The following is a 23,232-nucleotide window of genomic DNA, read 5'->3' as shown; positions in this document are numbered from 1 at the left end:
TTATATCCTTATCAAAAACTTGCAAAATATTTTTTTTATTAGTTTTCCTTGTGAATTATAGGGTAAATTATCCACAATTTTATATCTCTTAGGTAAGGAGGTTAGTATATTTTTTCGAAGTATATCTTGTTTGAGTTTAATATAAAGTTGTCGACGCGTATTTTCTTTTAAAAAGGCTTTTCCTTTTGCAGATAGAACAATTAACATAGCAATAATATCTTTATCAACATGGTTTTTGATAACTATAGTAGTTGTTTCTTGAATCAGTTCATGGCTGTTATATATATTCTCAATTTGCTCTAAAGAAATCCTTTTTTCTTCTAGCTTTATAATTCTGTCTAATCTACCTTTTAAAATAAATTGATTCTGTCCCAGCAGTGAAACAATGTCTTGTGTATTAATCCATTGTTCATTTTTTGTAAAGGGAGAAGATACATTTAAACAAGACTGTTCATCAACTACATAATTTATTTCTGGAAAGAAAACCCAATTTGTGGAAATATTAATAGTTCTACTGGCAATAATCCCAGTTTCGGTACTTCCATAAATCTCTGTAATATTTTTATTAAATATCTTACACGATTTCATTGCATCTTGTTCATTAAGTTTCCCTCCGGATGAAAACACTAGTTTTGGAGAAATTAAACAAGGCATACCTTCTAATCTACTTAAAGTTGCAGGGCTAGAGATTATAATTTTTTGTGCACATCTATTAACAAGATCTTCTGGATACATAAATATTTCTTCATTAAATGAACGAAATGTACACATCGGCCAAAAAATTTTAAAGGTTAATCCATAAAGATGCTGATGAGAGACATTACTTAAAATATCATATTGTTTTGCTTGTTCTCCCCACTTTTTTTCAATAGCTAAAATTTCATGATTGACTTGATAAAAGTATTTTTTGATTAATTTGGGTTGTCCACTTGAACCAGATGTACAAATATAGAAAAACTTATTGTTTGAAAAAGATAAGTACCGATGATTAGAAGTTTCTCGTACAGATGACAAGCAATCTTGGAAAAGGTAAGTATTGCATAATTGAGTTTGATATTTATTTTTTATTGAGGAAATATCTGTTAACAAACAATAATTTCTGATTGTCAATATTTGAGATATTGATGAAGGTTCATTTATTATAATACAAATTTTATTACTAACTGCAAGTGCATAAAATGTAACTATAAATTGATATGAATTTTGAAAATATACATAAAAAGTATTGATAGCTTTAAAGTCTTTTTCTAGAGAGAAAATCATTTTCTTAACGTCTGTTTTGAAGTCTTTCCATGTTTTTACATTGTTAAGCAAATAGGAGAATATTTTATCATCAATGTTATTCTTTAATATTTTATTGAAAGTAATCATGTTTCTATTTATTTGCATTTTTATAACGATATCTTATACAAAGCTCTACTATAAAAAACAGCCCAATAAAAATATAGCTCAAAAATCCATTGTAGATGGCCCAAATATTTAATGATAAAAAAGTTGTTATAAGAGAAATACAACCATTAAAAAAACAAAAAAAACCCCATACTATGGTCAATTTTCTTATGTATTTTATCCCTCTTTCATCAATGTGTGGATCTTTTAATTTCGCAAAAATCTCTATGATGGTTTGTTTTTGAGTTAGAGAAAAAAAGAAAATAAATGATAAAGAAAAATTAATTAAAACAGGGTAGTATAAAAAAACTTCGTTATTTTTTTTAAGTATCATTAATAAATACAATAAAATAAGACAGATAAAGGATGATAATGAAATAAAGGTTAGGTATTTGTTATTTGATTTTTTGAAAATATACCATCTTGTAAAACTGGCTATTATTAAAATAGGTATGATAACTCCAATTATATTATATTGGAAAGTATACAAAATAATAAAAGGATAAATGAAATAAATGATAGAAATTAAAACACTTAAAAATTTCATTTTTGAAGTAACTTTTTAGCCTGATTTACAACATCTTTTACGGTTCTGACATTTTTAAAATCTTCAGGGTCGACTTTTTGGCTCGTCATGTTTTGTAAATAAACGATTAAATCTACTGTATCTATACTGTCTAGATCTAAATCATTATACAAATGAGAATCGAGATTTATTTCATTTTCTTCAATTTCAAAAAGTTTAAATAAAATTGATTTGATTTTGATATAAATATCATCATTTTGTTCAATCATTATTATCCTTAATATTTTCAACTATGTAGTCGGCAATTGTTTTAACTGAATAAAAGTGCTTTTGCTGAGACTCATCATTTTGGTCTATCATTATATTATATTTTTTCTTGAAGGCTAGCCCTAATTCAAGAGCATCAATAGAATCAAGTCCTAAACCATCAGCTTCTGAAAAAAGTGGGGCGTTATCATCAATATCTTTAGGCTCAATATCTTCTAAATTTAAAGATTCAACAATAAATTCTTTTAATTCTGTGTGTAAATCTCCCATATTTAAACCTCTATATTTTTTGTATTATTAAGAATTGTAGCGTAATAATTTTTCATTGATTAATTTATTTAATTTTCTAGCTTGTATTGAAATAGGGTAATCATTGTTCAAAAACTTATTTATATGAATTGTTTCTTCATATTTAATTTTAAATTTCGGTTTTTGTTTAGTTGGCATGTACCATTTATGAGATTTATTTAAAAAATCCATATTCAAAGCAATACTAATAACCAACAAGTTTGTTTTAGTTCTAAGAGCAAGTTGTGATGCACCTCTTTCAGACTTTATTGGTTGCTGATCATCTAATGAGCTTCTTGTGCCTTGAGGAAAAATCAAAATTGAGCTCCCCTCCTCAATCGCATTGTCGCACTTTAAGATTAACTCTGGGTTCATATTATTAGGCATATAACCAGCTGGGCGAACAATATTTTTAAGTATTGAATTATTCCATATTTCCTTTTTTACTATACATAAACAGTCATTTATATGAGCGGTAAGAATTATGTAATCAAGTAATGTAGGGTGATTGGCAACAATTATAGCCGCATCAAGTTTATTTATTTTATCAATTTTTTCAACCTCAATTTCAATTAATCGTAAAAATTTCATTAAAAAACAGAAAAAAATGAATAATTTTTTTATGCTGGCTCTATTTTTTTTAGCTAAGACATCACTAGTACTAATAATTTTGTGGAAGGGGAATAAAACAAAACCTAAAAAAAGTGCACCACAGAAAAAAATGATAAAACAGATTACAAACATACAAACTCTGTAATACATAGAGAAATATTGTTTTATTTCATAAAACATAATTATGATAGCTTGCTAAAGTGAAATTGATTAATAGATTTTGAAGATGCATTCCCATATAAAAACTCAATAAACTCTTTACCAATATGCTGAGCGTCATCTAAAGCTATATTTTTTGTTTCAAACTCAATTTTAAAATTATTTCCTTTTTCTAATATTAATCCAATGCTAAAAGTATTAAATGTGTTTTTTACATAGGGCTTATAAATTGATGGTAATTTTTCATCGAAATATACCAACAAAACTGATTGATTATTTTCATTAGAATTTAAATATGCATAAGCTTCAATCAATGCCATGATGAATGTTGAGGAACCAGATGATAATGAAGTAATAGGTTGAGTGAACTTATTTGCAATGCTGAAAAGACCCGATGCAGTATTGTGAACAGATTGTGCAAAGGATGTGGGGGACAGCTCTTCTTGTGTTGAAATTTGTTGTAATAAACCAACTGTTCGATCTATTTCGCCATGTTGGCTGGCAAATATAGCAAAATCAACATGCTTCGATGATTTGATTAATGAAGTTGCTGTTTCAATGGCTAATTTAGATAGAAAGCTTGCTCTTCTTTTAATATTACCAGGTATAGAGGTAAACTTAATTTCATGATTACTCTTATAATCATTACATTTAAAAAATGATAACCAGTCATCTTTGGAGTAATGATATTTAGATAATACGTTATAAGATTTTAAGTTAAATTTTAAGCATGAATTCAAAGATGTCATTATGGTGTAATTGGTAACTTATTTTATTATTTGTTAAAATATATCATATCTTGGTTACTTTGGTCATATTTATGAGTTCTAAATTTCCAATCGTTATTATCGGAGCTGGTCCTGCTGGGCTTATTGCTGCTTCAATTTTACTACGGAATAATATTGATGTGCTTGTTATTGAAAAAAGTCAATTTCCCCGTTTCTCTATTGGAGAAAGCTTATTACCTGCTGCAATGGATATTATTAACAACGCAGGTTTAATGGGTGTGTTTGACAATAATGAGTTCCAAATGAAAAAAGGAGCCTTATTTCATGCTAATGGAAAAAACGCTTTATTTGATTTTTCAGATCAATTTACAATAGGCTATAAACATACTTATCAAATTCCAAGGGACCAATTTGATAATAAGTTGGCCCAAAATTTGATGGACAGAGGATTAAAAATTTTATTTCAACATGAAGTTAAATCTGTTGAACTGAAAGATAACTATTCGGTTTTAACGATTCAAGATAGCTTAGGAACAGTGACTAAAACTAATTGTTCTTTTATTATAGATGCTAGCGGTTTTGGTCGATTACTACCTAATCTATTAAATCTAAAAACACAAACATTCCAAGAGAATAGACAAGCTATTTTCAAACAAATTCAACTACCATGCGAGAGTCAATTAAAGTTTCCTCATGAAATCACCATTGTGGAACATACTAAATTTGAAAATTTATGGATATGGTTAATACCATTCAAAAATAATATTTGTTCGGTAGGTATAGTTGGTAATATTAATGAAATTCAAACTAAATTTAATCTAAGTGATACAGAAATATATGATTATATTTTAAACCAAGAAGATTTTGTAAAAGAACAAATTAAGAACTATCATTCAGTTAATCAAGTAAGATCTTTATCTGATTTTTCTGCAAGCTCAGTTGAACTCGCAAATCAACATTATGCTATTGTAGGTAATTCTGGTGAGTTTTTAGATCCAATTTTTTCATCTGGCATGACATTAGCAATGAAATCTGCAGAGCTTGTTGCTCATTGTCTTATTAAAAAACATCAAGATAACTTTATTTGTTGGCAAAATGATTATGAACAACCATTTCGTTCCTATGTCAATGTTTTCAAGGTCTTTGTGAATGGTTGGTATGATGGCTCACTCAAAAATATTTTATTTTATAATTATCCAAACCATACAATTAAAAGAATGGTTTGTAGCATTTTAGCGGGTTATGTTTGGGACAATTCTAATCCATTTGTTAAAGAGCCAAAACGAATGTATGATATCGTGCATGAATATTGTAAATAAAAAAAAACCATGAAATTATATAATAAAAAATTTTTTGAAGAACTTGAAAAAAAGGCTCAAATTTCTGAAATCAAAAGATCGCATTTTCTAATGCATGATTCGCATAACAGTCCGGTCCAGAGATTTTTTATGGTGATGCTTAAAGATAGTTTTGCAGCTCCGCATTACCATCCTTTAAATCATCAGTGGGAATTAGTTCAGGTTATAGAGGGAGCTGTTGAGTTTGTTTTTTATGACGAGCAAGGTAATGCTAAATCTTCTGAAAAAATAGGACCAAGTCATGAAAGTCAATTTATTGAAATTGATGCTAAAGAGATACATAGTTTAAAATGTCTTTCGGAAAGAGCTGTTCTGATTGAAATTAAAGAAGGACCTTTTGATTCAGAAAATGCTAAAGTTGTTATTTGAGGTTATCATTCACGATGATTGAAATAAAAATAAATCAAGAACCAATTGAATTGTCAAAAATCTTAAAGCTCGCTAATATTGTTTCTGGTGGTGGGGAAGCAAAAGTACTGATAAGTGAGGGATTGGTTTGCGTTAATGGAGACATTGAATCTCGAAAGAGAAAAAAAATCTATGTCAATGACGTCATCCAATTTCAAGAAAACACATATTTAGTAGTGTTAGATGATACATCCAACGACAATGAAAAAGTAGGACATAAAAGTAGAAAAGCTATCTCCTTTATCTGACTCTTCGGTGAAATATTTCATAAATATTAAGTTATTTATATTTTGGCTCAGCTTTAGTGATGATTTCTTTATGCTAGATTTAAATGTATAATTAAATTATCTTGTATTAAATTTTTCATTTTTATTATTATGGAGTTTTTGTGATGAGAGAGTTAGACATAACTCATTTATATAAAACAATTATTGGCTGTGATAAAACCTTTAGACAATTATCGACTCAAAATTTCTCTAAGTCATCATACCCACCTTACAATATTATCCAATATGATGAAAATAATTATGAAATTGTTATAGCTGTTGCTGGATTCTCTGATAATGATATCGAAATGGTTCAACATGACAGTATGCTCTTAGTTTCTGGAAGAACTAGTCGCGATAAAAAAGAATTAACATATCTTTATCAAGGATTAGCCACCAGAAATTTTGAAAAAAAATTCCAATTAGCAGAGTATGTGAAAGTTGATTCTGCTAACTTAAAAAATGGTTTATTACACATTTCATTATTCCGTGAAATTCCTGAATCAGCAAAACCTAGAAAGATAAAAATTTCATCAAAATAGATAAATAATTCTTGATGTCGTTCAATCCTTTGATGTTGCGCTATCTAGTTTAGTTTGAAGAAACTTCGAAAGTTATCGAAGTTTTTATAAAATATTTTATTTTTTAAAAGTGGTCAAATCTTTTTCTTATTAGAATAGGCCATAAAATATTTTTATTTAAATTAAATTCAATTAAATTTGAAAAGCTGTGGTGTAACTTTATGACAAAAAAGCGTTTACTCTCTCATAATGACTTTAAGAAAGATTTGGAAGGAACTATTAGGGATATTTCCCAACGAATTAAAAATACTGGCGATAAGCCACATGTTACGGTAGAACGTCAGCTTGACTTATTAACACAATTAAGTCAATTCGATTTTGGGCGGTTTCTTCTTCAAAATCAGGGTATAAATGGTTATTGGACACATTATATGTTGACTTATCCTTGGTATGGTAAGCAAACAGGGAAAGATAATCTAGGGAATTCATTAACTGATTTAGAGAAATTTATATTAGAAAATGCCCCCACGATAATAGCGACACAGCAACGTTTTAGAATTTTTTTACAAGAAAGCCAGCAGGAAGTCAATAATGACGCCGTACTAGCTAGTATTCCTTGTGGTATGATGGGAGAGTTACTCTATCTAAACTTTGAAGATATTAAATCTATTCGTTTGGTTGGTATTGACTACGACGCGAATGCTTTTGAAGATGCTGCAAATTTAGCTGAAAAGCAAAAACTATCTCAATTTGTAGAATTTCATAAAAAAGATGCATGGAACTTAAATCTAAAAAATGAATTTGATTTAATTTCTAGTAATGGACTCAACATTTATGAGCCAGATAATAAAAAGGTTTCTGCATTATATAAACAGTTCTATAATGCCTTAAAATCAGGTGGTAAATTAGTAACAAGCTTTATAACTCCGCCTCCAAATATAGATGCAAATTCTGAATGGAAAATTGAAAGCTTGAATCCAGAGCATCTACTTTTGCAACAAATTATTTTTGCAGATATTATTGATGCAAAATGGCAATGCTTTCAGAGTACTGAGAAAATGCATCAACAATTAGCGTCCATAGGATTTAGAGATATTGAATTTATATATGATGATGCTCACATGTTCCCGACTGTAGTTGCATTTAAATAATAAAAGTTTTTTGATTTTATTGATGTATAAAAATAATAGAAGTGCTTAATAAGTTTATATCGACAATAAATTATAATTAGCCTCAATAAAATCAAAATAAATTGATGAAACAAACTTATCAATTGTTGTTTTTTAGGTGTAAGAATGTTATTTCACCTAATTTTCAGTACATTTTGTTAAAACACATTACTCTCCAATAGATAGTTTTACGTTTAGAAATAAATTATGATTTTAATACATATAATAAATGAAAAGTTAAGGGATAAAAGCACTATAAGTAAGCTTTACCTTACTTAATAAGCTTGATTGAAGCGAATCTTTTTATGGAGGGCTTTTAGATTTACAATGTAAATTGATTATCAAGTATGACAATTATTACTTTGATTTTTTCTAGAGGTTGATTAATGCTTGTTTATTGATTTCTGGTACTTTGATTTTTTTTGTTGCTATACCAAAATAATTCTTCACATTTTCCTCCGTAATTATATTATTTATGTCTCCTTTTGACACAATTTTCCCTGAGTGAAGTAAACAGCCGACTTCAATGTTATTTAAGGCTATATTTAAGTCATGAATGATAAGAATAACACCAATATTGTGTTTTTTTGTAATGTTATTAAGCAAAAGGATTAAGTCTTGTTGATGTTTTAAATCCATATTTGCACTTGGTTCATCTAAAAGTAGAAATCCAGATAGTTCTGGTTTCATTAATTGTGCTAATGCTTTGGATATCTTTATTTTGGCTTGTTCTCCACCTGATAAGTTATTAAAGTTTTTGTTTATAAATTTTATGGCACCAGTCATCTCAATTGCTTCATAAGCAATTTCATAGTCAAGTTTATTATAACGACCATTTTGATGGGGTATTCTTCCAAGAAGAACATAATCAAGACAATTAAAATTATGGTCTGCTTTGTGATGTTGAGGAACTAATGAAATACTTTTTGCTAATTCTCGTTTATTCCAACGAGAAATCAATTTTTCATTAAAATAAATCTTCCCAGTATCTAAGCTTATATCATTCATTATAGCCTTAAGCAAAGTTGTTTTACCGGAACCATTATGACCAATTAAACCAAAAATTTGCTTATGATAAAACTTCAAATTTATGTCTTGTATAATTGTTTTATTATTTAAAACTATAGATAAATCGATAATTTCAATCATAGTAAGTAGTCCTTTTTATAAATTTTTATGATGGCATAAATTAGAATTGGTGTTGAAATCAGAGTTAAAACTATGTTTACTGGAAGCTCTATTGGCTGCAAAGCTGCTCGACAAAAAGTATCAACTATTGTCATGAGACATGCCCCTAATAAAGCAGATAATGGTAGTAAAAATCTGTAACAATTTGAATATATCATCCTTATAACATGGGGAACTAAGAACCCAATCATACTAACAGGACCACATAAAGCAGTTGAGGTTCCAACCAACAAAGAGATGCCTATAAATAATATTTTTTGTTTTTGCTTAGAGTTAATTCCTAAATTTGTTGCTTCAAAAGATCCTAATTTGAGAGCATTGAGATAGAGAGCAGAATTTTTTAAACAAATAAATCCAAGTATAAATAAAGGTAATGAAATTATTAAATGTAACCATTCAATATTTGAAAATGAAGCCATTCCCCATACCATTAAACTTCTCAATGTATTATCATTTGCAATAAAAGGTGCTAGTTGAATAGGAGCCATTAATACCAAGTTAAGTATGACCCCTAAAACAATTAAAAATGACATATTTGTGTTTGAAGTCTTATGTACAACATAGTTTAGAAATAACACTACTGCTAGACTTCCTAAAATAGATGAAATTGGTAAAGCCCACAGTTGCACCCATTGAGATGAACTTGATGATAAAAACAGAATGGTTAAAGTTGCAAGTAATTGTGAGCCTGCAGATATTCCTAGTATATCTGGTGCTGCAAGAGGGTTCTGAAATAATCCCTGAATGATTGCTCCACTTGATGCCATGGCAGCTCCGACAAAAATCGTAGCGATTATTCTTGGTAACCTTACATCATAAATAATATAATGATTTAAACCAGAGTTAGTTATGCTGTTGAAAAAACTTGAAATAGGAATATTCATTGGACCTATTGTTAATGCAGCAATCGATACTAGAATTAAGGTAACAAGAAGCAGTGATATACTTACGCGTATTTTTATACGGTAAAGATTAAAATAACTCAATGCATCAGTATGAGTTTGTTTGTCTTTAATTAATTCCATATATTACCTTAGATAGCTTATAATAAGTTTGACCAAAAGAAGAGCCACTTTTTTCAATATCTAATACGGGTACAAAGATAATTTTTGTCCCATTCTTCTTTAACAAATTGAATATTTTTTTATAAGAATCACTCATTTTTTTTTCTTCAGAGGCAATTAAAATAATTTTTGCTTGAGTTTTGAGTAAACTTTCTTTATTAACTTTTGTATTTGAAACTTTATTTAAGTTTTTAATATTAAGGTATTTAAGCCAATTATTTCCCAAAGAGTTACTTCCTAATGTAACAAGAGTGTCATTACGAAACATTAGAAACATTCCTGGTATTTCATGATGCGGTAATAATTTTTGTGCTTTTTTAATATCTAATTTGTTTGAATATACTAATTTCTCAGCTAATTGACTCTTGCCTGTTTCTTTTCCTATAGTATTAATGTTGCGTAAAATATTGTTTATGGTATCTGGTCTGTTTAATGTGATTGTTTTTATCCCACTTTCTTTAAATTGCTGAATAGTTTGGGCAGGGCCAGAATCAGCATCAAATATAATTAATGTAGGATTCATTGATAATACACCCTCAAGATTAAGCATTCTTTTATAGCCAATATTTTTAGTTTGTGGAACTTTGGTAACATTTGACTTTCTAAATCAACTCCAATGACTGTGTTAAGTTCATCTAGGTCACTCAAGGTGGTTGTAACCGATGGTCCAATAGATATTATTCTGTTTTCAGAGGCGACTACAAAAAAAGATTGTAGAAGACAGATAGATACGAAAATAAAAGTTAAATATCTCATGATTTTTAATCCTTAATATTAAATTTAATTTTTTGAATAATGACGCTTTTTTCTGGAGTTTTTCCGGTTTTTGCTGGTGTAAACTTTAAATTTAAAAACCATTTTATTGCAGCGTTATCCAATGATTTATTGTTTGATGACTTTAAAACTTTAACACTAATTACTTTTCCTAACTTACCAATGGTTGCTTCAATGGTGACAGAACCCTCGATACCTCTTTCTAAGGCATTTTGTGGATATTGTGGTGGTAAATATTGCCCTATAAGCTTGGCTTTATGCTTTACTAAAGCTTTTTTTGATGCACTAGCTCCTTGTCGAGTTTGCTTAGGTGTTTTATGGGTTTTTCTTTTATGAAAAACTTTTTTCTTTTCGATTTTTTTACTCTATCTTCCTTTGTGATTTTATTATTGTTTTTCTTCTTTACCTTAGTATCTTGTTTTTTTAATACAGGCTTAATCCCGTCTTTTTCAGGTGAAGGACTCTCTTTTTTTTCAGCTTTCTGATTTTCAAAACTCATCATATTTAAGCTAATATTTGTTTGCTCTTGGTTTCTCTTGTTATGGAAAAATACCCATTGATTCGATGACTTTTGAAAAGCCCAAAGAAGAGAAGAATTCAGCAATAGGGTTACTATTGCTGCGATTAAATTTTTATAATTCATTAGAAGTTATAATTCATGCTTAAGAAGACATTTCTACCCATTTCAAAAAAATCTGAGTCATAATTTGTACGATATGCTTTATTTGTTATGTTGTTGATTCCTGCATTAAGCGTAAGATCTTTAATTGAATGAGGTTGGTAAGAAACATTTGCATTATATATTGCATAACCGGGGTTTACTTCGTTTTTAATACTGCCATCATCTAACTCCACAGAGTGTGTTTGTCTCGCTGCGTAGTTTGAAGAAAATATAAACGTAGTATCCATTGATTTTACAGGTATTGAGATTGATGAATACCCCTTTGATAAAGGCATATTGTTTATTAATTGTCCATTATCGGTATTTATTCCTCTATTATAGGTATAACTTGTATGGAAAATAAAATATTCATTTTTATATGAGGTATTGATATTAACCCCTTTTATTCTCACTTTATCAATATTTTGATATTGCTCTATTTCAATTGGTCCAAACATCCCCGGAGGAGCAAATCCAATGGTCTCTGAGTTAATAAAGTTATGAATGTCGTTTTGGAAAATACTTATATGAGCAGTTAATAGGTCATCATTCGGTAAGACTTTTTTATAATCAAAACCAAACTCTTTATTGGCGCTTTCTTCTGGTTCTAAAGAAAAGTTAGGCGCGAAGATCGTGGGTATTCCTCCAGCGTGGCTACCATATGCAAATTGCTCAAAGAAATTTGGAGCTCTAAAACCTTCAGTGTATGCCAAATAAGTGGATAATGAATCTGTCAACTGAAGTTTTGTAGATATGGATTTGGATAATTTACTATCTTTATCTGTTTGATTGCTCTTTATATTTTGCTCGTTTGGTATGTCAAATCCTTTATTGGTGTAATCATCAAATCTCAATCCAGGCGTAATGGACCATATCTTCGTTAAGTGAATCTGATCTTTAATAAAGATACCAAATTGTTTTTGATTTGATTTAGGCGTTTTAGCGCTTCTTGGGCTATTTGTATTGTATTTGGTATATTGGTAATCTAAACCATATGTAATATTTTGTTTATACAAATTGGTTGTATTTTGTATTTTGAACCCTTGTTTTGTCCCTGTGTTTTTATCATTGACAGCTGGAATTATTGGGGCTCCAGGAAAAAATGAATATGAAGGCGTTTGTTGATTTAGTCTATTTTTTAAGTAAAAGAGGTTAAGCTTTAAATTAACATATTCGTTGTCGGGATTGAGATTATACTTTAAATTATATTGTTGAGTATTTAGTTTTAAAATTGTGGGTGCAAAATCATCTGAGTTATTGGGTGATATTTTTGAATTGGTATCATTATTTATATTAAGGTAAGAAAGATTTAAAGATTGATAATCATTTATATCCCAATTAAAGTTTATGAGTCCTTGAAATTGATGCGCTTCACTATCTTTGACTATTTGATTATTGCCATCTTTATAATTATTATTTTGATTGCCAATACCTGCGATTAGAAAACCAAATTGATCATTTTGAATTCCAGTTGCGATTCCTTGTGTGAATTTATCATTATTGAAATCAAAACCTAAATATAATTTACCACCAATTTCTTTGTTTTTTAGTAAGCTTTTAGCTGTAAGAGTTTCTGTATCAATTACTCCTCCCATATTTCCCGAACCAAAAGAAAGGTTACTTCCAGATTGATAAACTGACAATGAGTGCAGCAAAAATGGGGATGGCGTATTTAATATGGTAGAGTCGCCATGCCCACCTGGCATTAAAAAAGATGCTTGACTGACGCCATTAACTGCAAATATGGAGCGCCCAGTGCCAACATCTAAACCATTAACTTGAATATTTTGTGTTATTGGTTTTGGGGCACCAATTGTATCTAAACCTGGAGTAAGGTTAATTAGATTTTCAAGATCATTATTTGGCGTGGCAGACACATCAATTTTATATTTTTGATAGGGTATCATGCTTGAAGAATCAGATAAGTTTGTTTTATAATTTGCAAAGTTTGCATTTTTCATCTGTTTATTTTGTTTGGTTTTTAATTGACCTGTTACTTCAATTGATTCTAAATGCTGGGTGTTATATGGAAGGGCATACCCTTTGGATGATAACAGCACCAAGATTGCTATTGATGAAAGCTTAAATCCAACTTTTTTCATTTGGTTAATTCCTGTGTTTAATTCTTGTTTTAATTTTTATTTTTGACAATTAGTTTCATTATTTTTATATTATTTTTTTTAAAATAGTTAGAATTTTAATTAAGTTTGTTGATGGCAATTGAGAGTCAACAGCCAATTTATAACTTTTAATTGGACCTCCTTTGTTGTGAATTTTTTGTTCAAGTTCTTGGGTGCTAGTTAATAACTTCCCATCTAAATAAATTTGATTTGTTTTTAAGATGCTAATGATATGATTGTTAGTTTTGTTAGTTTGAGAATATTTTTTTTGTAACTCAGGAAGGTTAATTTTAATATAACTTTGAATTGGTCCGACCATCAAGGCAAGCATAACGACTAATATCAAAAAAAAATCCAAAAGTGGAATCAGGTTAGGTTCATTGATAAATTCAATTTGTTTTTGATTAGATGAAATCATGCGCGACTCTCAATAAACGTGTTCAAGGAGTCTTCAAGATTTTGAAAATATTGTTCAAATAAGAACCTAAAAACAAATAGAGCTATTAAACTCAAGGATGCAATTACAATTCCAAATGCAGTTGCATACATGGCTTCTGATAAATATCTGATTAAATTTTCAAAATCATTTGCTTGGTTCATTTGTGCCGATAATGATGCAAAAGATTTACTCATACCCCAAATTGTGCCAAGAAGCCCTAGCATTGGAGAAACAACAGCTAACAAATTTAATAAAATAAGAGGCCTGAACAAATTTTTTCTTAAAGATTGAAGATATAAATTTATTTTTCGCTCTGCTTGTTTTTTTTGATTATCTTTTAAAGTAGATAAAACATATGATGAAAAATGGTTATTAATTTTAGAGTGTTTACACTTTTCATTATATTCTGAAAGATGATCATGTTTGGGTAACTTAAATTTAGGTAGAAGAATAAATTTGATGATCCTTTCCGTTGTTAAAAAGGTCAGAAAGAAAAAGGCAAATAACATGATATAAATGATAGGACCAAATAAATGGCTCAGATGATATAGAACTTCCATTTTTAACCTCACCCCTTAAAGCAAATGATAATCATTATCATTATCACAAAGTAGGGGGTTACTATATGATAAAATTCTCTTTAAGTAAATAGTAATTTTTAACTTATTAATGACAATTTTTAATTATTTTTCTTTAATATTTTTTCTATCAACGTATTTCTTATGAATGGTTTCTTTAAAAATTGTTGTTTCATAACTTTAGTCGGTTATAATTGAAAGAGTTAAGTTAATTGAGAAAAAATATGAACGAAGAAGTTTCCATAAAAAGTGCTGATGATATTGAAAAAATGCGTGTTGCGGGTAAATTAGCATCTGAAGTTTTAGAAATGATAACACCATTTGTAGTGGCGGGTGTTTCAACTGAAAAGTTAGATAAAATTTGTCATGATTATATTGTTAATGAGCAAGATGCTATCCCAGCATGTTTAAATTACAATGGATTTCCTAAATCTGTTTGTACATCTATTAATGACGTAATATGTCATGGTATACCTAACGAGACAGAAATCCTAAAAAACGGTGATATTTTAAATATAGATGTGACTGTTATTAAAGATGGTTTTCATGGGGATACTTCAAAAATGTTTATGATTGGAGAGGTGAATCCAAAAGATCGGAGATTAATTCAGGTTACACAGGAGAGTATGTACGAAGCTATCAAAGTTGTTCGACCAGGAATTAAATTAGGCGAGATCGGTACAACAATTGAAAAATATATTAAAAGCAAAAAATCTGCAAGTACTAGGTATACGATTGTAAAAGATTTTATCGGGCATGGGATTGGAGAAGTTTTTCATGAGGCGCCGGAAGTCCTTCATTATAAAAACAACCATTCTTTAATTTTAAAGCCAGGTATGTGTTTCACAATCGAACCAATGATTAATGCAGGAAAGTCAGGTATTCGCTTTAATGATGGTGACTCATGGACTGCATATACAGTTGATGGTAAGAAGTCGGCACAATGGGAACATACCATTTTAGTTACAGAAAAAGGATGCGAGGTTTTAACCTTACGAACGGATGAGAAATTCAAGAGAATATGGAATCATAACTAATTTTATACTTTTACTATGATATGGATATTAGTAAATTTTATATAAGGGAACATATGAAAAATATTGAAAAGAGTTATCTTAAAAACACATTTAGTTTCGTAAGAACTATGGCGTCAAATCCAAGGACAACAGGTGCTATATTACCTAGCTCAAAATATTTAGTTAGAGAAATGGTGTCACATGTTAGGCATTCTAAGGATGAATATGTGGTTGAACTTGGTCCAGGAACTGGTGTGGTAACTGCTGAATTATTAAAAATTGGTATTGAACCAAAAAAATTAATTGTTATTGAATATAACGAAAATTTTTATTTTCAACTTAAAAGAAATTTTCCTGGCGTTCGTGTAGTACATGGTGATGCAGCAGGTTTAACGAATATCTTAAAAGATATAGTTGGACAAGTTGGAACTATTATATCTGGCTTACCGTTAAGATCACTGCCTCGAAAAACAAGCTCTGCAATTTTAGAACAAATCCCCCAAGTTTTAAGTCCTGAAGGTAAATATATTCAATTTACATATGATTTTTTAAGCCGAAATAGGTTTTATCCTAAGGGCGGAAAGCTTATTGAATCTCAAAAGGTTATGAGAAACTTACCACCAGCAAAAGTGAATGTTTTTTCTTTTTAAGAAAAAACATTTTTTATAAGTAATGCACTTTTTTAATGTACTGTATTATCTATCTTTTTATTTCATCTAAATGAAACTGTTCAAGCTCTTTTATTTTACTTTTACCAATCTTGCTTATTGTTTCAAACTCATCTACATGATTTAGCTTTAGTAAAATTTCATAATATATTTTTATCTTAGGCTCTGTCCCTGATGGTCGAATAATGATTCTTGAGTTGTCTGATAAATTATAAATAAGTATATCCGAGGAGGGTAACTGGATTTCTTGCTTTGGTTGCTCTTTAGTAAAATAGACGACTTTTCCTGATAAATAATCTTCGATGTATGATACTGAAGTATTTCCGATTTTTTTAATATGTTTGGTTCTTAACTCTTGCATAAAATCAAAATTTTCAGAATTTAAGTGAATAATTTTTTGTGAAGTAAAATAATAACCATACTTAACATAAAGTGAAGCTAGATGTTCTATTACATTGATGTCTTTATATTTTAATTCTGATGCTAAATTACAAAATGCAAGCATTGCCGACATTCCATCTTTGTCATTTACTTTATTATTGACTGAATAACCAATTGCTTCCTCATAGGCAAAAATTAAATTATGATTATCTAACAGAGTTGAATTCATTAACCATTTAAAGCCCGTAAGTGTCTCGTAATAGGTTGCATTATAATTTATGGCAATCTGATTTAACATCCTTGACGATACAATTGTTGTTCCAACTATAGGATTAGCCTTTTTGTTTTTGGATAGGACATAATCCGCAAGTAAAACACCAATTTGGTTGCCATTTAACACAAGAAAATTACTACCAGTATTGATAGCTATAGATAGTCGATCTGCATCAGGATCATGAACGCAAGCTATATCACATTTATTTTTTTCAGCATACTTTATGGCTAACTTCATTGAATCTGGATCTTCAGGGTTAGGATTATTTACAGTTGGAAAATCAGGATTTGGCTGACTTTGTTCTTCCACAATATAAAAATTCTTGTAATTGTTATATTTCATTAACAAATCAATCGTAGGGAGACCAACACCATGAAGTGGTGAGTATGAAAACTTAACTTTAGGAATGTTTTTCCCTATTGAATAATTGGTATCGTGGGATATATCTTTAATATATTCGTTTATTTTTTCTTGAGGAATATAGGAAATTTCTTTCTTAAATTTTGCATCGGTAATACATAGAGAGGGAATTTTTTGCTGAGTAGCCTTCATTATTTCCTCTGAAATCTTACTATCAATGGGAGGGAATATCTGCGCTCCATTTGAAAGGAACAGCTTTAATCCATTATATTCTTTTGGGTTGTGGCTTGCCGTTATTACAATACCTGCATCAGCTGTATAATAGTTCACAAAATATGATACTACAGGTGTTGGACTTGAGAATGCAAATAGGTGTACTTTTATATTTTGACTAATTAAAATACAAGCAGTAGCCTCTGCAAATTGTTTTGATAAGTGTCTTTCATCATATCCAACTACTACTGATTTATTTTCTTCAGAATGTCTAAGGTAATTAGCTAAGCCTAATGCAGTTTCTTGGATTAATAGTTGATTGATTCTATTTGTTCCTGCTCCAATTATACCTCTAATTCCAGCAGTTCCAAAAGTAAGTCTTGATGAAAACATATCTTTTAATTCAGAAAAATTCTTATCGTTTAGAAGTTTTAGAATTTGGTTTTTTGTAACTGGATCTGTATCTCTGCTGAGCCAGTGTTGTATTTTAGTGTTTAAATCTTTGTCCATAAACAATACCCATAAAACATATGAAGAAAAAGAGAAAGGTGATTTTAGAAGATGGTCGGACATACTGGATTCGAACCAGTGACCCCAACTCCCCCAGAGTTGTGCGCTACCAGACTGCGCTAATGCCCGATTACATTATTAGAACAATTTTATCTTTAAAAGGCAAATTGATTTTCACACTTCTTGTTTAAATATTATGCAGTTAACTTTCTTTTTTCGGATAAAGTTTTGTTACAATCCATTTAAAGGTACTACCCTGTAAGACTATTGATAGAATTACAACTACATAGGTTAGGGTAATGATGGAATTAGAATTATTTTCAGGAATCATTAGCGCGAGTGCGATTGAAATACCACCCCTAATGCCACCCCATGACATTAAAAGATTTTCTTTCCAATAGGCTTTTTTTGAAAGGTTTTTATTATAAAAAAAAGTAATACAATTGATTAAAATAGATGAAACGCTAATATACCTTGCTATAAAAATTGCAATGAAGCTTAATATGCCTATACATATTAATTTAATGTTAAAATCAATTGTTAGCATTTCTAAACCAATCAAAACAAAAAGAAATGAATTTAAAACTTCATCAACTAATTCCCAAAAACTATCTAATGATACAATTGTTTTTTTTGCGAAGTTTTTTGTTTTCATATCATGGCCAATTACGAGACCAGCAATTACCATAGTAATGGCTTGTGATACATCTATAGCTGAAGCAAGAATAAAACCTGAGCTTGACAATGCAAGAGTAAATAGAATCGCAACTTCTTTATCATCAATCATTCTCAAAAAGAAACTTACAAATTTCCCTAATACAAATCCAAGAAGTAACCCGCCTAATGCTTGTTGTATCAGTGTTGTAGATAAAGAAAATAACGACACAGAATCATGAGAATAAACGATTCCCAATAGTACAATAAATAATAATATACCAGCAGCATCATTAAATAAGGCCTCCCCAATAATTTTAGTTTTCGTTGATTGGGAAATTGATTTTGTTGTTTTAAATACGGCTAAAACTGCAATTGGGTCAGTAGGTGAGATTAAGGCTCCAAATACAAGACACATTGGAAAGGATATTGGGAAATTTAAAAGTATGCTGATGTAATGGACTAAAATGGCTGTAATTAATGTAGAAATTACTACACCTAAACTGGCAAGTTTTAAAATTGGAAAGAATTCTTGTTTTAAATCAATCGAGTTAACATGCAGTGAACCAGCAAATAGTAAATAACTTAGCATCGTATTGAGAACGATATCTTTAAAGTCAACCCCAGATAACAGGTCTTTTACAGGCAAAAACCAATCGGGGAATATTTTTAATAAAATTAAAACAACTAAGGATATTAATAATGTTGTTAAAGTTAGTCCAATAGATTTAGGGAGCTTCAGATATTTAGAATTTATGAAGCTTGCTAAGGCTGAAATAATCACTAACATTGAAAATAATATTTGATATCCCATCAGAGCCTCAATTATTTATTTGTTTCAGGGAACAATTTTAAGACTAACCACTTAAAAGTACTCCCTTGTATAAAGATTGAAAAAAGTACGACATAGTATGTAATAGTAAATATTGTCGTGACTCCTTCAAAAGTCTGAATACTTAATGCTAAGGCTATTGATATCCCACCTCTGATAGCTCCCCAACTCATTAACAGATTCTCTTTCCAGTAGTATTTTCGAAAATTCAGTCTCTTTTTATGGACGGATGGTATAAATAAAATCACATATCTAATGATCACAATCGCAAGAAATGTCGTGAATGCTATGATTAGATATTTTACATGAAAATCTGCCTCGAAAACCTCCAACCCTATTAGAACGAATAAAGCAGTATTTAAAATATCATCCCACAGCTCCCAAAAACTATTCAAATACAGACTAGTACGTTTAGGATAATGACCTTTTCTCATATCGTGACCAATTATCAGACCAGAAATCACCATCATAATTGGAGCTGAAGTTCCAAGCTCAACAGCAAATAGGTAACCTGCTGTAGTTAAAGCTAATGTGATGAGCACAGCTACTTTTCTGTCATCTACATCTCTTAAAAGGAAAGAAACAAATTTACCAAGTATTGCACCCAAAAGAATAGCGCCAAAAACTTCCCTTATGGACATTGTTAAAACATATTTAAACGTAATATTATCTGCTGTATTTGTTACAATTTGATATAAAATTACAAATAATATGATGCCCGTTGCATCATTGAATAGCGACTCTCCTAAAATTCTACTTTTGACTTTTTTAGGTATGGATTTAGTGGTTTTAAACACCGAAACAACTGCAATCGGATCTGTTGGTGAAATTAAGGCACCAAATAAAAAGCAATAAAAGATTGAAATTGGACTATTTAATAAGTGACTAACCCAGTATAGAAAAAAACCTATTAAAATAGTTGAACAAATGACTCCTATGCTAGCTAAGAGTATAATTGGTGAAAGTTGTTTTTTAAAATCGACAGTATTGATGTGAAGAGCAGCTGCAAACAAAAGATAACCAAGCATTCCATCAATGATAACTGAATGGAAATCAATGCCTGAAAGAATTGTTTTGATTGGGATAAAAGCGGCTGGAAAAAACTTTAGACAAATAATAACTGTAGTTGAAATTAAAAGAGAAGCAAAAGTTATCCCTATGGAATTTGAAAACCTAAAAATTTTATAATTTAGATAACTCGCCATAGCACTAACTAAAATTACTGCTGCAACCAGTATAAATGGAAAACTCATTTTTAAATTTTCTCCAAAAACATTCTAAAAGGTTAATTATATAAGATTAAACTTGCAAATCAATTATAAATTAATCTATTATATATATATGGGTATAGGTATATTGAGGGCTTTATGGTTGGTTTATTGTTTAAATATTTTTTGACTGCTGGTGTGGTTATGTTAGTTTCAGAGCTTGCTAAAAGAAGTGATCGACTTGGTGGTTTAATAGCAGCAATGCCATTGGTAACCGTCATTGTATTAATTTGGTTATATCTTAGTCATCAACCTGCTGAAAAAATTGCAAATCATGCTTGGTATACTTTTTGGTATGTTATACCAACATTACCAATGTTTTTGATTTTCCCTATATTATTTCCAAAGTTAGGGTTTTGGCTCTCACTGGCGGTAAGTGTTATTTTTACAATGATATTTTTTGTGTTATTTGCGGTAGTAGTTAAGAAATTTGGGGTCATTTTGCTATAGTAAGGTGCCGTTTCATACGACACCTTATTATTAGTTTGTCTATTTTTCTTCTAGAAAATGAAAATCTAATGTTCTTTGAAGGGCTTCTAACATATCTACTTTAGGGACCCAATTTAGTTTTTGTTTAGCATTATTTATAGATGGAACTCTTCTATCAACGTCCTGATAACCCTTACCATAATAATTTTCTGAATTGGTTTCAACAATTTCAGTGTTCATTGCATTTTCTTTATATTTAGGGTATTTTTTCATAGCTTCAATAGTTAACTCAGCTAATTCTTTAATCGTGAATTCATTCAGAGGATTACCAAAGTTAAAGATTTCTTGGAATGATTTATCACTTTGTCTAATAATCTCGATTAATCCTTGAATACCGTCATCAATATAAGTAAAGCAACGTTTCTGCATACCGCCATCTACTAATTGAAGAGGTTTACCATCACGGATATTTGTAATAAATTGAACTAGGACTCTTGCACTTCCATTTTTAGAAGATTTTAAATTATCTTGTTTAGGGCCAATCCAATTAAAGGGACGGAACAAAGTATAATTAAGTCCTTTTTGTAATCCATATGCATGAATTACTCTGTCTAGCAATTGTTTTGAACAAGAGTAAATCCACCTTTGTTTATTAATAGGACCTGTAACCAGTTTACTCGTATACTCGTCAAATGGAATATCAGTACTCATACCATATACTTCACTTGTAGATGGAAAAACAAGGTGTTTGTTGTGTTTGACACATAGCTTTACAATATCAACATTTGCTTCATAGTCTAGCTGATATACATGAAGTGGATCAGTAACATAGAGAGCTGGGTTTGCAACAGCAACTAATGGAAAAATAACATCACAGAGTTTAATGTGATTCTCAACCCAATCATCTTCATCTAACATGTTGCCTTTGACGAAAGTAAAGTTAGGGTGAGATAAAAAGTCTTTAATTTTTGAGTCATCAAGGTCCATGCCAAAAATTTCCCAATCGGTTTGTGATAAGATCTGTTCAACCATCCCACTTCCAATGAAACCGTTTACGCCCAAAATAAGTATTTTTTTCATTAAATTAAGTCTCTGTTATTTTAATGTGTTAATAAGTTTTTCAAAATGATATATTACTTCTTGAATAAAAACAAGATAGTCATTTATCATCGCTTTGATTCAAACTCAGTATAGATTTGATAATAAATCTTGGCCTTTGTCTGATTTCTTCATAAATTCTACCAATATATTCACCAACAATTCCTAGTCCCATTAACACAACACCTAAAAAGAAAAATGTGATTGCGAAAAGGGTAAAGACGCCGTCCGCTCCTGGTCCATGAAGGAATCTAGAGCATATTAAAAAGATGAATAAAATAATACTTGCAGTCGACACTAAAAAGCCTAATAGAGTGAAAAATTCAAGAGGGGCTTTTGAGAAATTTGCAAAAAAATCAAAATTATATCTTATCAATTTGTATAAATTATAGCTTGACGTGCCTTCTTCACGAGCGGCATGGCGAACTCCAACATCAATAGGGTTTGTTGCAAAACTATGAGCAAGTGCTGGAAGAAAAGTGGAGTTCTCTTTAGTTGAAATAACTCTTTGGACAATGTCGTTAGTATATGCTCGCAACATACAACCTTCATCGACCATATCTATTCCAGTAAGTTTTAATCTTAGGCTATTATGAAGTTTAGAAACGAAAAGGCGCCATTTTTTGTCTTGTCTGTTAAGACGGTAACCACCGACCACATCATGTCCCTCTTCTACTTTTTCAATCAAAAGAGGGATATCTTCTGGGTAGTTCTGCAAATCAGCATCCATTGTGACAATAACATCAGCATCCGAGTTCTCAAAACCAGCCATAATAGCCATGTGCTGACCATAATTTTTATTGAAATCAATGACTTTAACTTGTAGTGGTCGTTTGTTGTATAACTCTTCTAGCAAGTGAATTGAATTATCTTTACTGCCATCATTAATAAATATTACTTCGTAAGATTTGTTCATGCTGTCTAAGACAGGGAATAATCTTTCAAATAATGTTGGAAGAACTTCTTCTTCATTAAAAATAGGAATGACAATAGCCAACTTATTGCTTTTCATAA

28 protein-coding genes and 1 tRNA gene are annotated in these 23,232 nt (G+C 30.0%); 8 read left to right on the top strand and 21 right to left on the bottom strand.

The window, feature by feature from the left end; all coding sequences use genetic code 11:
* The 6 genes from CF386_RS11460 to CF386_RS11435 all read right to left on the bottom strand — a co-directional run bounded on the left by CF386_RS11460 (position 1) and on the right by CF386_RS11435 (position 3,981).
* The gene (locus CF386_RS11460) at positions 1 to 1,371 is read right to left on the bottom strand and encodes an AMP-binding protein (RefSeq protein WP_158522404.1); all 1,371 of its coding nucleotides are present in this window, start codon (positions 1,369 to 1,371) and stop codon (positions 1 to 3) included.
* 4 nt (positions 1,372 to 1,375) lie between these two features.
* Positions 1,376 to 1,936 (bottom strand): COG4648 family protein, encoded by a 561-nt coding sequence (locus CF386_RS11455; RefSeq protein WP_089074571.1) that lies wholly within the window; start codon positions 1,934 to 1,936, stop codon positions 1,376 to 1,378.
* Positions 1,933 to 2,184, bottom strand: coding sequence for an acyl carrier protein (locus tag CF386_RS11450; RefSeq protein WP_089074570.1), 252 nt, complete (start codon positions 2,182 to 2,184; stop codon positions 1,933 to 1,935). The genes CF386_RS11455 and CF386_RS11450 overlap by 4 nt, the downstream gene beginning before the upstream one ends.
* The gene (locus CF386_RS11445; RefSeq protein ID WP_089074569.1) at positions 2,177 to 2,452 is read right to left on the bottom strand and encodes a phosphopantetheine-binding protein; all 276 of its coding nucleotides are present in this window, start codon (positions 2,450 to 2,452) and stop codon (positions 2,177 to 2,179) included. The genes CF386_RS11450 and CF386_RS11445 overlap by 8 nt, the downstream gene beginning before the upstream one ends.
* A 27-nt stretch (positions 2,453 to 2,479) precedes the next feature.
* Entirely contained in the window at positions 2,480 to 3,061 is a 582-nt protein-coding gene (locus CF386_RS11440) for a lysophospholipid acyltransferase family protein (RefSeq protein ID WP_158522403.1), read from the bottom strand.
* Between the two features lie 203 nt (positions 3,062 to 3,264).
* The gene (locus tag CF386_RS11435; RefSeq protein ID WP_158522402.1) at positions 3,265 to 3,981 is read right to left on the bottom strand and encodes a beta-ketoacyl synthase chain length factor; all 717 of its coding nucleotides are present in this window, start codon (positions 3,979 to 3,981) and stop codon (positions 3,265 to 3,267) included.
* An 80-nt stretch (positions 3,982 to 4,061) separates the two neighbouring features.
* Here CF386_RS11435 and CF386_RS11430 point away from each other — a divergent pair, with 80 nt between their 5' ends.
* From CF386_RS11430 to CF386_RS11410, 5 genes are all read left to right on the top strand, one after another.
* Entirely contained in the window at positions 4,062 to 5,288 is a 1,227-nt protein-coding gene (locus CF386_RS11430; protein WP_089074566.1) for an NAD(P)/FAD-dependent oxidoreductase, read from the top strand.
* 9 nt (positions 5,289 to 5,297) lie between these two features.
* Positions 5,298 to 5,696 carry a WbuC family cupin fold metalloprotein gene (locus CF386_RS11425; RefSeq protein WP_089074565.1) on the top strand — a complete coding sequence of 133 codons (399 nt, stop codon included), beginning with the start codon at positions 5,298 to 5,300 and terminating at the stop codon, positions 5,694 to 5,696.
* A 14-nt stretch (positions 5,697 to 5,710) separates the two neighbouring features.
* On the top strand, positions 5,711 to 5,983 hold the full coding sequence (locus tag CF386_RS11420; RefSeq protein ID WP_089074564.1) for an RNA-binding S4 domain-containing protein: 273 nt from the start codon (positions 5,711 to 5,713) through the stop codon (positions 5,981 to 5,983).
* A gap of 143 nt (positions 5,984 to 6,126) precedes the next feature.
* On the top strand, positions 6,127 to 6,543 hold the full coding sequence (locus tag CF386_RS11415; protein WP_089074563.1) for an Hsp20 family protein: 417 nt from the start codon (positions 6,127 to 6,129) through the stop codon (positions 6,541 to 6,543).
* Positions 6,544 to 6,743: 200 nt separating this feature from the next.
* Positions 6,744 to 7,673, top strand: a complete 930-nt coding sequence (locus CF386_RS11410) for an SAM-dependent methyltransferase (protein WP_089074562.1) — start codon at positions 6,744 to 6,746, stop codon at positions 7,671 to 7,673.
* A gap of 390 nt (positions 7,674 to 8,063) precedes the next feature.
* Here the strand turns inward: CF386_RS11410 and CF386_RS11405 are convergent, their stop codons facing one another.
* The 9 genes from CF386_RS11405 to CF386_RS11370 form a co-directional block, all read right to left on the bottom strand.
* Positions 8,064 to 8,840 (bottom strand): ABC transporter ATP-binding protein, encoded by a 777-nt coding sequence (locus CF386_RS11405; protein WP_089074561.1) that lies wholly within the window; start codon positions 8,838 to 8,840, stop codon positions 8,064 to 8,066.
* Positions 8,837 to 9,904, bottom strand: coding sequence for a FecCD family ABC transporter permease (locus tag CF386_RS11400; protein ID WP_089074560.1), 1,068 nt, complete (start codon positions 9,902 to 9,904; stop codon positions 8,837 to 8,839). Before CF386_RS11400 ends, CF386_RS11405 begins: the two co-directional genes overlap by 4 nt.
* A complete protein-coding gene (locus CF386_RS11395) occupies positions 9,891 to 10,466 on the bottom strand; it encodes an ABC transporter substrate-binding protein (RefSeq protein ID WP_264080493.1) in 576 nt (191 codons plus the stop codon). Before CF386_RS11395 ends, CF386_RS11400 begins: the two co-directional genes overlap by 14 nt.
* Positions 10,463 to 10,699 carry a hypothetical protein gene (locus tag CF386_RS12720; RefSeq protein WP_145955059.1) on the bottom strand — a complete coding sequence of 79 codons (237 nt, stop codon included), beginning with the start codon at positions 10,697 to 10,699 and terminating at the stop codon, positions 10,463 to 10,465. The genes CF386_RS11395 and CF386_RS12720 overlap by 4 nt, the downstream gene beginning before the upstream one ends.
* Positions 10,700 to 10,704: 5 nt before the next feature.
* The gene (locus CF386_RS13755; protein ID WP_225971802.1) at positions 10,705 to 10,962 is read right to left on the bottom strand and encodes an energy transducer TonB; all 258 of its coding nucleotides are present in this window, start codon (positions 10,960 to 10,962) and stop codon (positions 10,705 to 10,707) included.
* Positions 10,963 to 10,982: 20 nt separating this feature from the next.
* Positions 10,983 to 11,360, bottom strand: coding sequence for a hypothetical protein (locus tag CF386_RS11385; RefSeq protein ID WP_089074557.1), 378 nt, complete (start codon positions 11,358 to 11,360; stop codon positions 10,983 to 10,985).
* Entirely contained in the window at positions 11,360 to 13,480 is a 2,121-nt protein-coding gene (locus tag CF386_RS11380; RefSeq protein WP_089074556.1) for a TonB-dependent receptor domain-containing protein, read from the bottom strand. Before CF386_RS11380 ends, CF386_RS11385 begins: the two co-directional genes overlap by 1 nt.
* 64 nt (positions 13,481 to 13,544) lie before the next feature.
* Positions 13,545 to 13,916: an ExbD/TolR family protein gene (locus CF386_RS11375; RefSeq protein ID WP_089074555.1), complete on the bottom strand. Its 372-nt coding sequence runs from the start codon at positions 13,914 to 13,916 to the stop codon at positions 13,545 to 13,547.
* Positions 13,913 to 14,497 carry a MotA/TolQ/ExbB proton channel family protein gene (locus tag CF386_RS11370; protein ID WP_089074554.1) on the bottom strand — a complete coding sequence of 195 codons (585 nt, stop codon included), beginning with the start codon at positions 14,495 to 14,497 and terminating at the stop codon, positions 13,913 to 13,915. Before CF386_RS11370 ends, CF386_RS11375 begins: the two co-directional genes overlap by 4 nt.
* A 242-nt stretch (positions 14,498 to 14,739) precedes the next feature.
* Here CF386_RS11370 and map point away from each other — a divergent pair, with 242 nt between their 5' ends.
* Positions 14,740 to 15,552, top strand: a complete 813-nt coding sequence (gene map / locus CF386_RS11365; protein ID WP_089074553.1) for a type I methionyl aminopeptidase — start codon at positions 14,740 to 14,742, stop codon at positions 15,550 to 15,552.
* Between the two features lie 53 nt (positions 15,553 to 15,605).
* The gene (locus tag CF386_RS11360; RefSeq protein WP_089074552.1) at positions 15,606 to 16,181 is read left to right on the top strand and encodes a class I SAM-dependent methyltransferase; all 576 of its coding nucleotides are present in this window, start codon (positions 15,606 to 15,608) and stop codon (positions 16,179 to 16,181) included.
* 49 nt (positions 16,182 to 16,230) lie between these two features.
* On the opposite strand, the gene CF386_RS11355 is transcribed toward CF386_RS11360, so the two are convergent.
* The 4 genes from CF386_RS11355 to CF386_RS11340 form a co-directional block, all read right to left on the bottom strand.
* Positions 16,231 to 17,937 carry a phospho-sugar mutase gene (locus CF386_RS11355; RefSeq protein WP_158522401.1) on the bottom strand — a complete coding sequence of 569 codons (1,707 nt, stop codon included), beginning with the start codon at positions 17,935 to 17,937 and terminating at the stop codon, positions 16,231 to 16,233.
* 52 nt (positions 17,938 to 17,989) lie between these two features.
* Positions 17,990 to 18,066 (bottom strand) — tRNA-Pro (locus CF386_RS11350).
* A gap of 73 nt (positions 18,067 to 18,139) precedes the next feature.
* Positions 18,140 to 19,405 (bottom strand): cation:proton antiporter, encoded by a 1,266-nt coding sequence (locus CF386_RS11345; protein WP_089074550.1) that lies wholly within the window; start codon positions 19,403 to 19,405, stop codon positions 18,140 to 18,142.
* A gap of 11 nt (positions 19,406 to 19,416) precedes the next feature.
* Complete coding sequence (locus CF386_RS11340) at positions 19,417 to 20,676, bottom strand: cation:proton antiporter (protein ID WP_089074549.1); 1,260 nt, start codon at positions 20,674 to 20,676, stop codon at positions 19,417 to 19,419.
* Between the two features lie 114 nt (positions 20,677 to 20,790).
* Between CF386_RS11340 and CF386_RS11335 the strand changes: the two genes are divergently transcribed.
* Complete coding sequence (locus CF386_RS11335; protein WP_089074548.1) at positions 20,791 to 21,141, top strand: DUF3147 family protein; 351 nt, start codon at positions 20,791 to 20,793, stop codon at positions 21,139 to 21,141.
* Positions 21,142 to 21,180: 39 nt separating this feature from the next.
* On the opposite strand, the gene CF386_RS11330 is transcribed toward CF386_RS11335, so the two are convergent.
* Both CF386_RS11330 and CF386_RS11325 read right to left on the bottom strand, forming a co-directional pair.
* The gene (locus tag CF386_RS11330) at positions 21,181 to 22,200 is read right to left on the bottom strand and encodes a bifunctional UDP-4-keto-pentose/UDP-xylose synthase (protein ID WP_089074547.1); all 1,020 of its coding nucleotides are present in this window, start codon (positions 22,198 to 22,200) and stop codon (positions 21,181 to 21,183) included.
* Between the two features lie 79 nt (positions 22,201 to 22,279).
* A complete protein-coding gene (locus CF386_RS11325) occupies positions 22,280 to 23,230 on the bottom strand; it encodes a glycosyltransferase (RefSeq protein ID WP_089074546.1) in 951 nt (316 codons plus the stop codon).
* Positions 23,231 to 23,232: the final 2 nt, after the last annotated feature.

Origin of the sequence: Paraphotobacterium marinum, assembly GCF_002216855.1 — a bacterium.
GTDB classification, from domain to species: domain Bacteria; phylum Pseudomonadota; class Gammaproteobacteria; order Enterobacterales; family Vibrionaceae; genus Paraphotobacterium; species Paraphotobacterium marinum.
This window is presented reverse-complemented; position numbering and strand designations above follow the sequence as displayed.

Coding starts and splice junctions, on each gene's coding strand:
- CF386_RS11460 (WP_158522404.1), bottom strand. CDS start 1,371: ATGATTACTTTCAATAAAATATTAAAGAATAACATTGATGATAAAATA.
- CF386_RS11455 (WP_089074571.1), bottom strand. CDS start 1,936: ATGAAATTTTTAAGTGTTTTAATTTCTATCATTTATTTCATTTATCCT.
- CF386_RS11450 (WP_089074570.1), bottom strand. CDS start 2,184: ATGATTGAACAAAATGATGATATTTATATCAAAATCAAATCAATTTTA.
- CF386_RS11445 (WP_089074569.1), bottom strand. CDS start 2,452: ATGGGAGATTTACACACAGAATTAAAAGAATTTATTGTTGAATCTTTA.
- CF386_RS11440 (WP_158522403.1), bottom strand. CDS start 3,061: ATGAAATTTTTACGATTAATTGAAATTGAGGTTGAAAAAATTGATAAA.
- CF386_RS11430 (WP_089074566.1), top strand. CDS start 4,062: ATGAGTTCTAAATTTCCAATCGTTATTATCGGAGCTGGTCCTGCTGGG.
- CF386_RS11425 (WP_089074565.1), top strand. CDS start 5,298: ATGAAATTATATAATAAAAAATTTTTTGAAGAACTTGAAAAAAAGGCT.
- CF386_RS11420 (WP_089074564.1), top strand. CDS start 5,711: ATGATTGAAATAAAAATAAATCAAGAACCAATTGAATTGTCAAAAATC.
- CF386_RS11415 (WP_089074563.1), top strand. CDS start 6,127: ATGAGAGAGTTAGACATAACTCATTTATATAAAACAATTATTGGCTGT.
- CF386_RS11410 (WP_089074562.1), top strand. CDS start 6,744: ATGACAAAAAAGCGTTTACTCTCTCATAATGACTTTAAGAAAGATTTG.
- CF386_RS11405 (WP_089074561.1), bottom strand. CDS start 8,840: ATGATTGAAATTATCGATTTATCTATAGTTTTAAATAATAAAACAATT.
- CF386_RS11400 (WP_089074560.1), bottom strand. CDS start 9,904: ATGGAATTAATTAAAGACAAACAAACTCATACTGATGCATTGAGTTAT.
- CF386_RS11395 (WP_264080493.1), bottom strand. CDS start 10,466: ATGAATCCTACATTAATTATATTTGATGCTGATTCTGGCCCTGCCCAA.
- CF386_RS12720 (WP_145955059.1), bottom strand. CDS start 10,699: ATGAGATATTTAACTTTTATTTTCGTATCTATCTGTCTTCTACAATCT.
- CF386_RS11385 (WP_089074557.1), bottom strand. CDS start 11,360: ATGAATTATAAAAATTTAATCGCAGCAATAGTAACCCTATTGCTGAAT.
- CF386_RS11380 (WP_089074556.1), bottom strand. CDS start 13,480: ATGAAAAAAGTTGGATTTAAGCTTTCATCAATAGCAATCTTGGTGCTG.
- CF386_RS11375 (WP_089074555.1), bottom strand. CDS start 13,916: ATGATTTCATCTAATCAAAAACAAATTGAATTTATCAATGAACCTAAC.
- CF386_RS11370 (WP_089074554.1), bottom strand. CDS start 14,497: ATGGAAGTTCTATATCATCTGAGCCATTTATTTGGTCCTATCATTTAT.
- map (WP_089074553.1), top strand. CDS start 14,740: ATGAACGAAGAAGTTTCCATAAAAAGTGCTGATGATATTGAAAAAATG.
- CF386_RS11360 (WP_089074552.1), top strand. CDS start 15,606: ATGAAAAATATTGAAAAGAGTTATCTTAAAAACACATTTAGTTTCGTA.
- CF386_RS11355 (WP_158522401.1), bottom strand. CDS start 17,937: ATGGACAAAGATTTAAACACTAAAATACAACACTGGCTCAGCAGAGAT.
- CF386_RS11345 (WP_089074550.1), bottom strand. CDS start 19,405: ATGGGATATCAAATATTATTTTCAATGTTAGTGATTATTTCAGCCTTA.
- CF386_RS11340 (WP_089074549.1), bottom strand. CDS start 20,676: ATGAGTTTTCCATTTATACTGGTTGCAGCAGTAATTTTAGTTAGTGCT.
- CF386_RS11335 (WP_089074548.1), top strand. CDS start 20,791: ATGGTTGGTTTATTGTTTAAATATTTTTTGACTGCTGGTGTGGTTATG.
- CF386_RS11330 (WP_089074547.1), bottom strand. CDS start 22,200: ATGAAAAAAATACTTATTTTGGGCGTAAACGGTTTCATTGGAAGTGGG.
- CF386_RS11325 (WP_089074546.1), bottom strand. CDS start 23,230: ATGAAAAGCAATAAGTTGGCTATTGTCATTCCTATTTTTAATGAAGAA.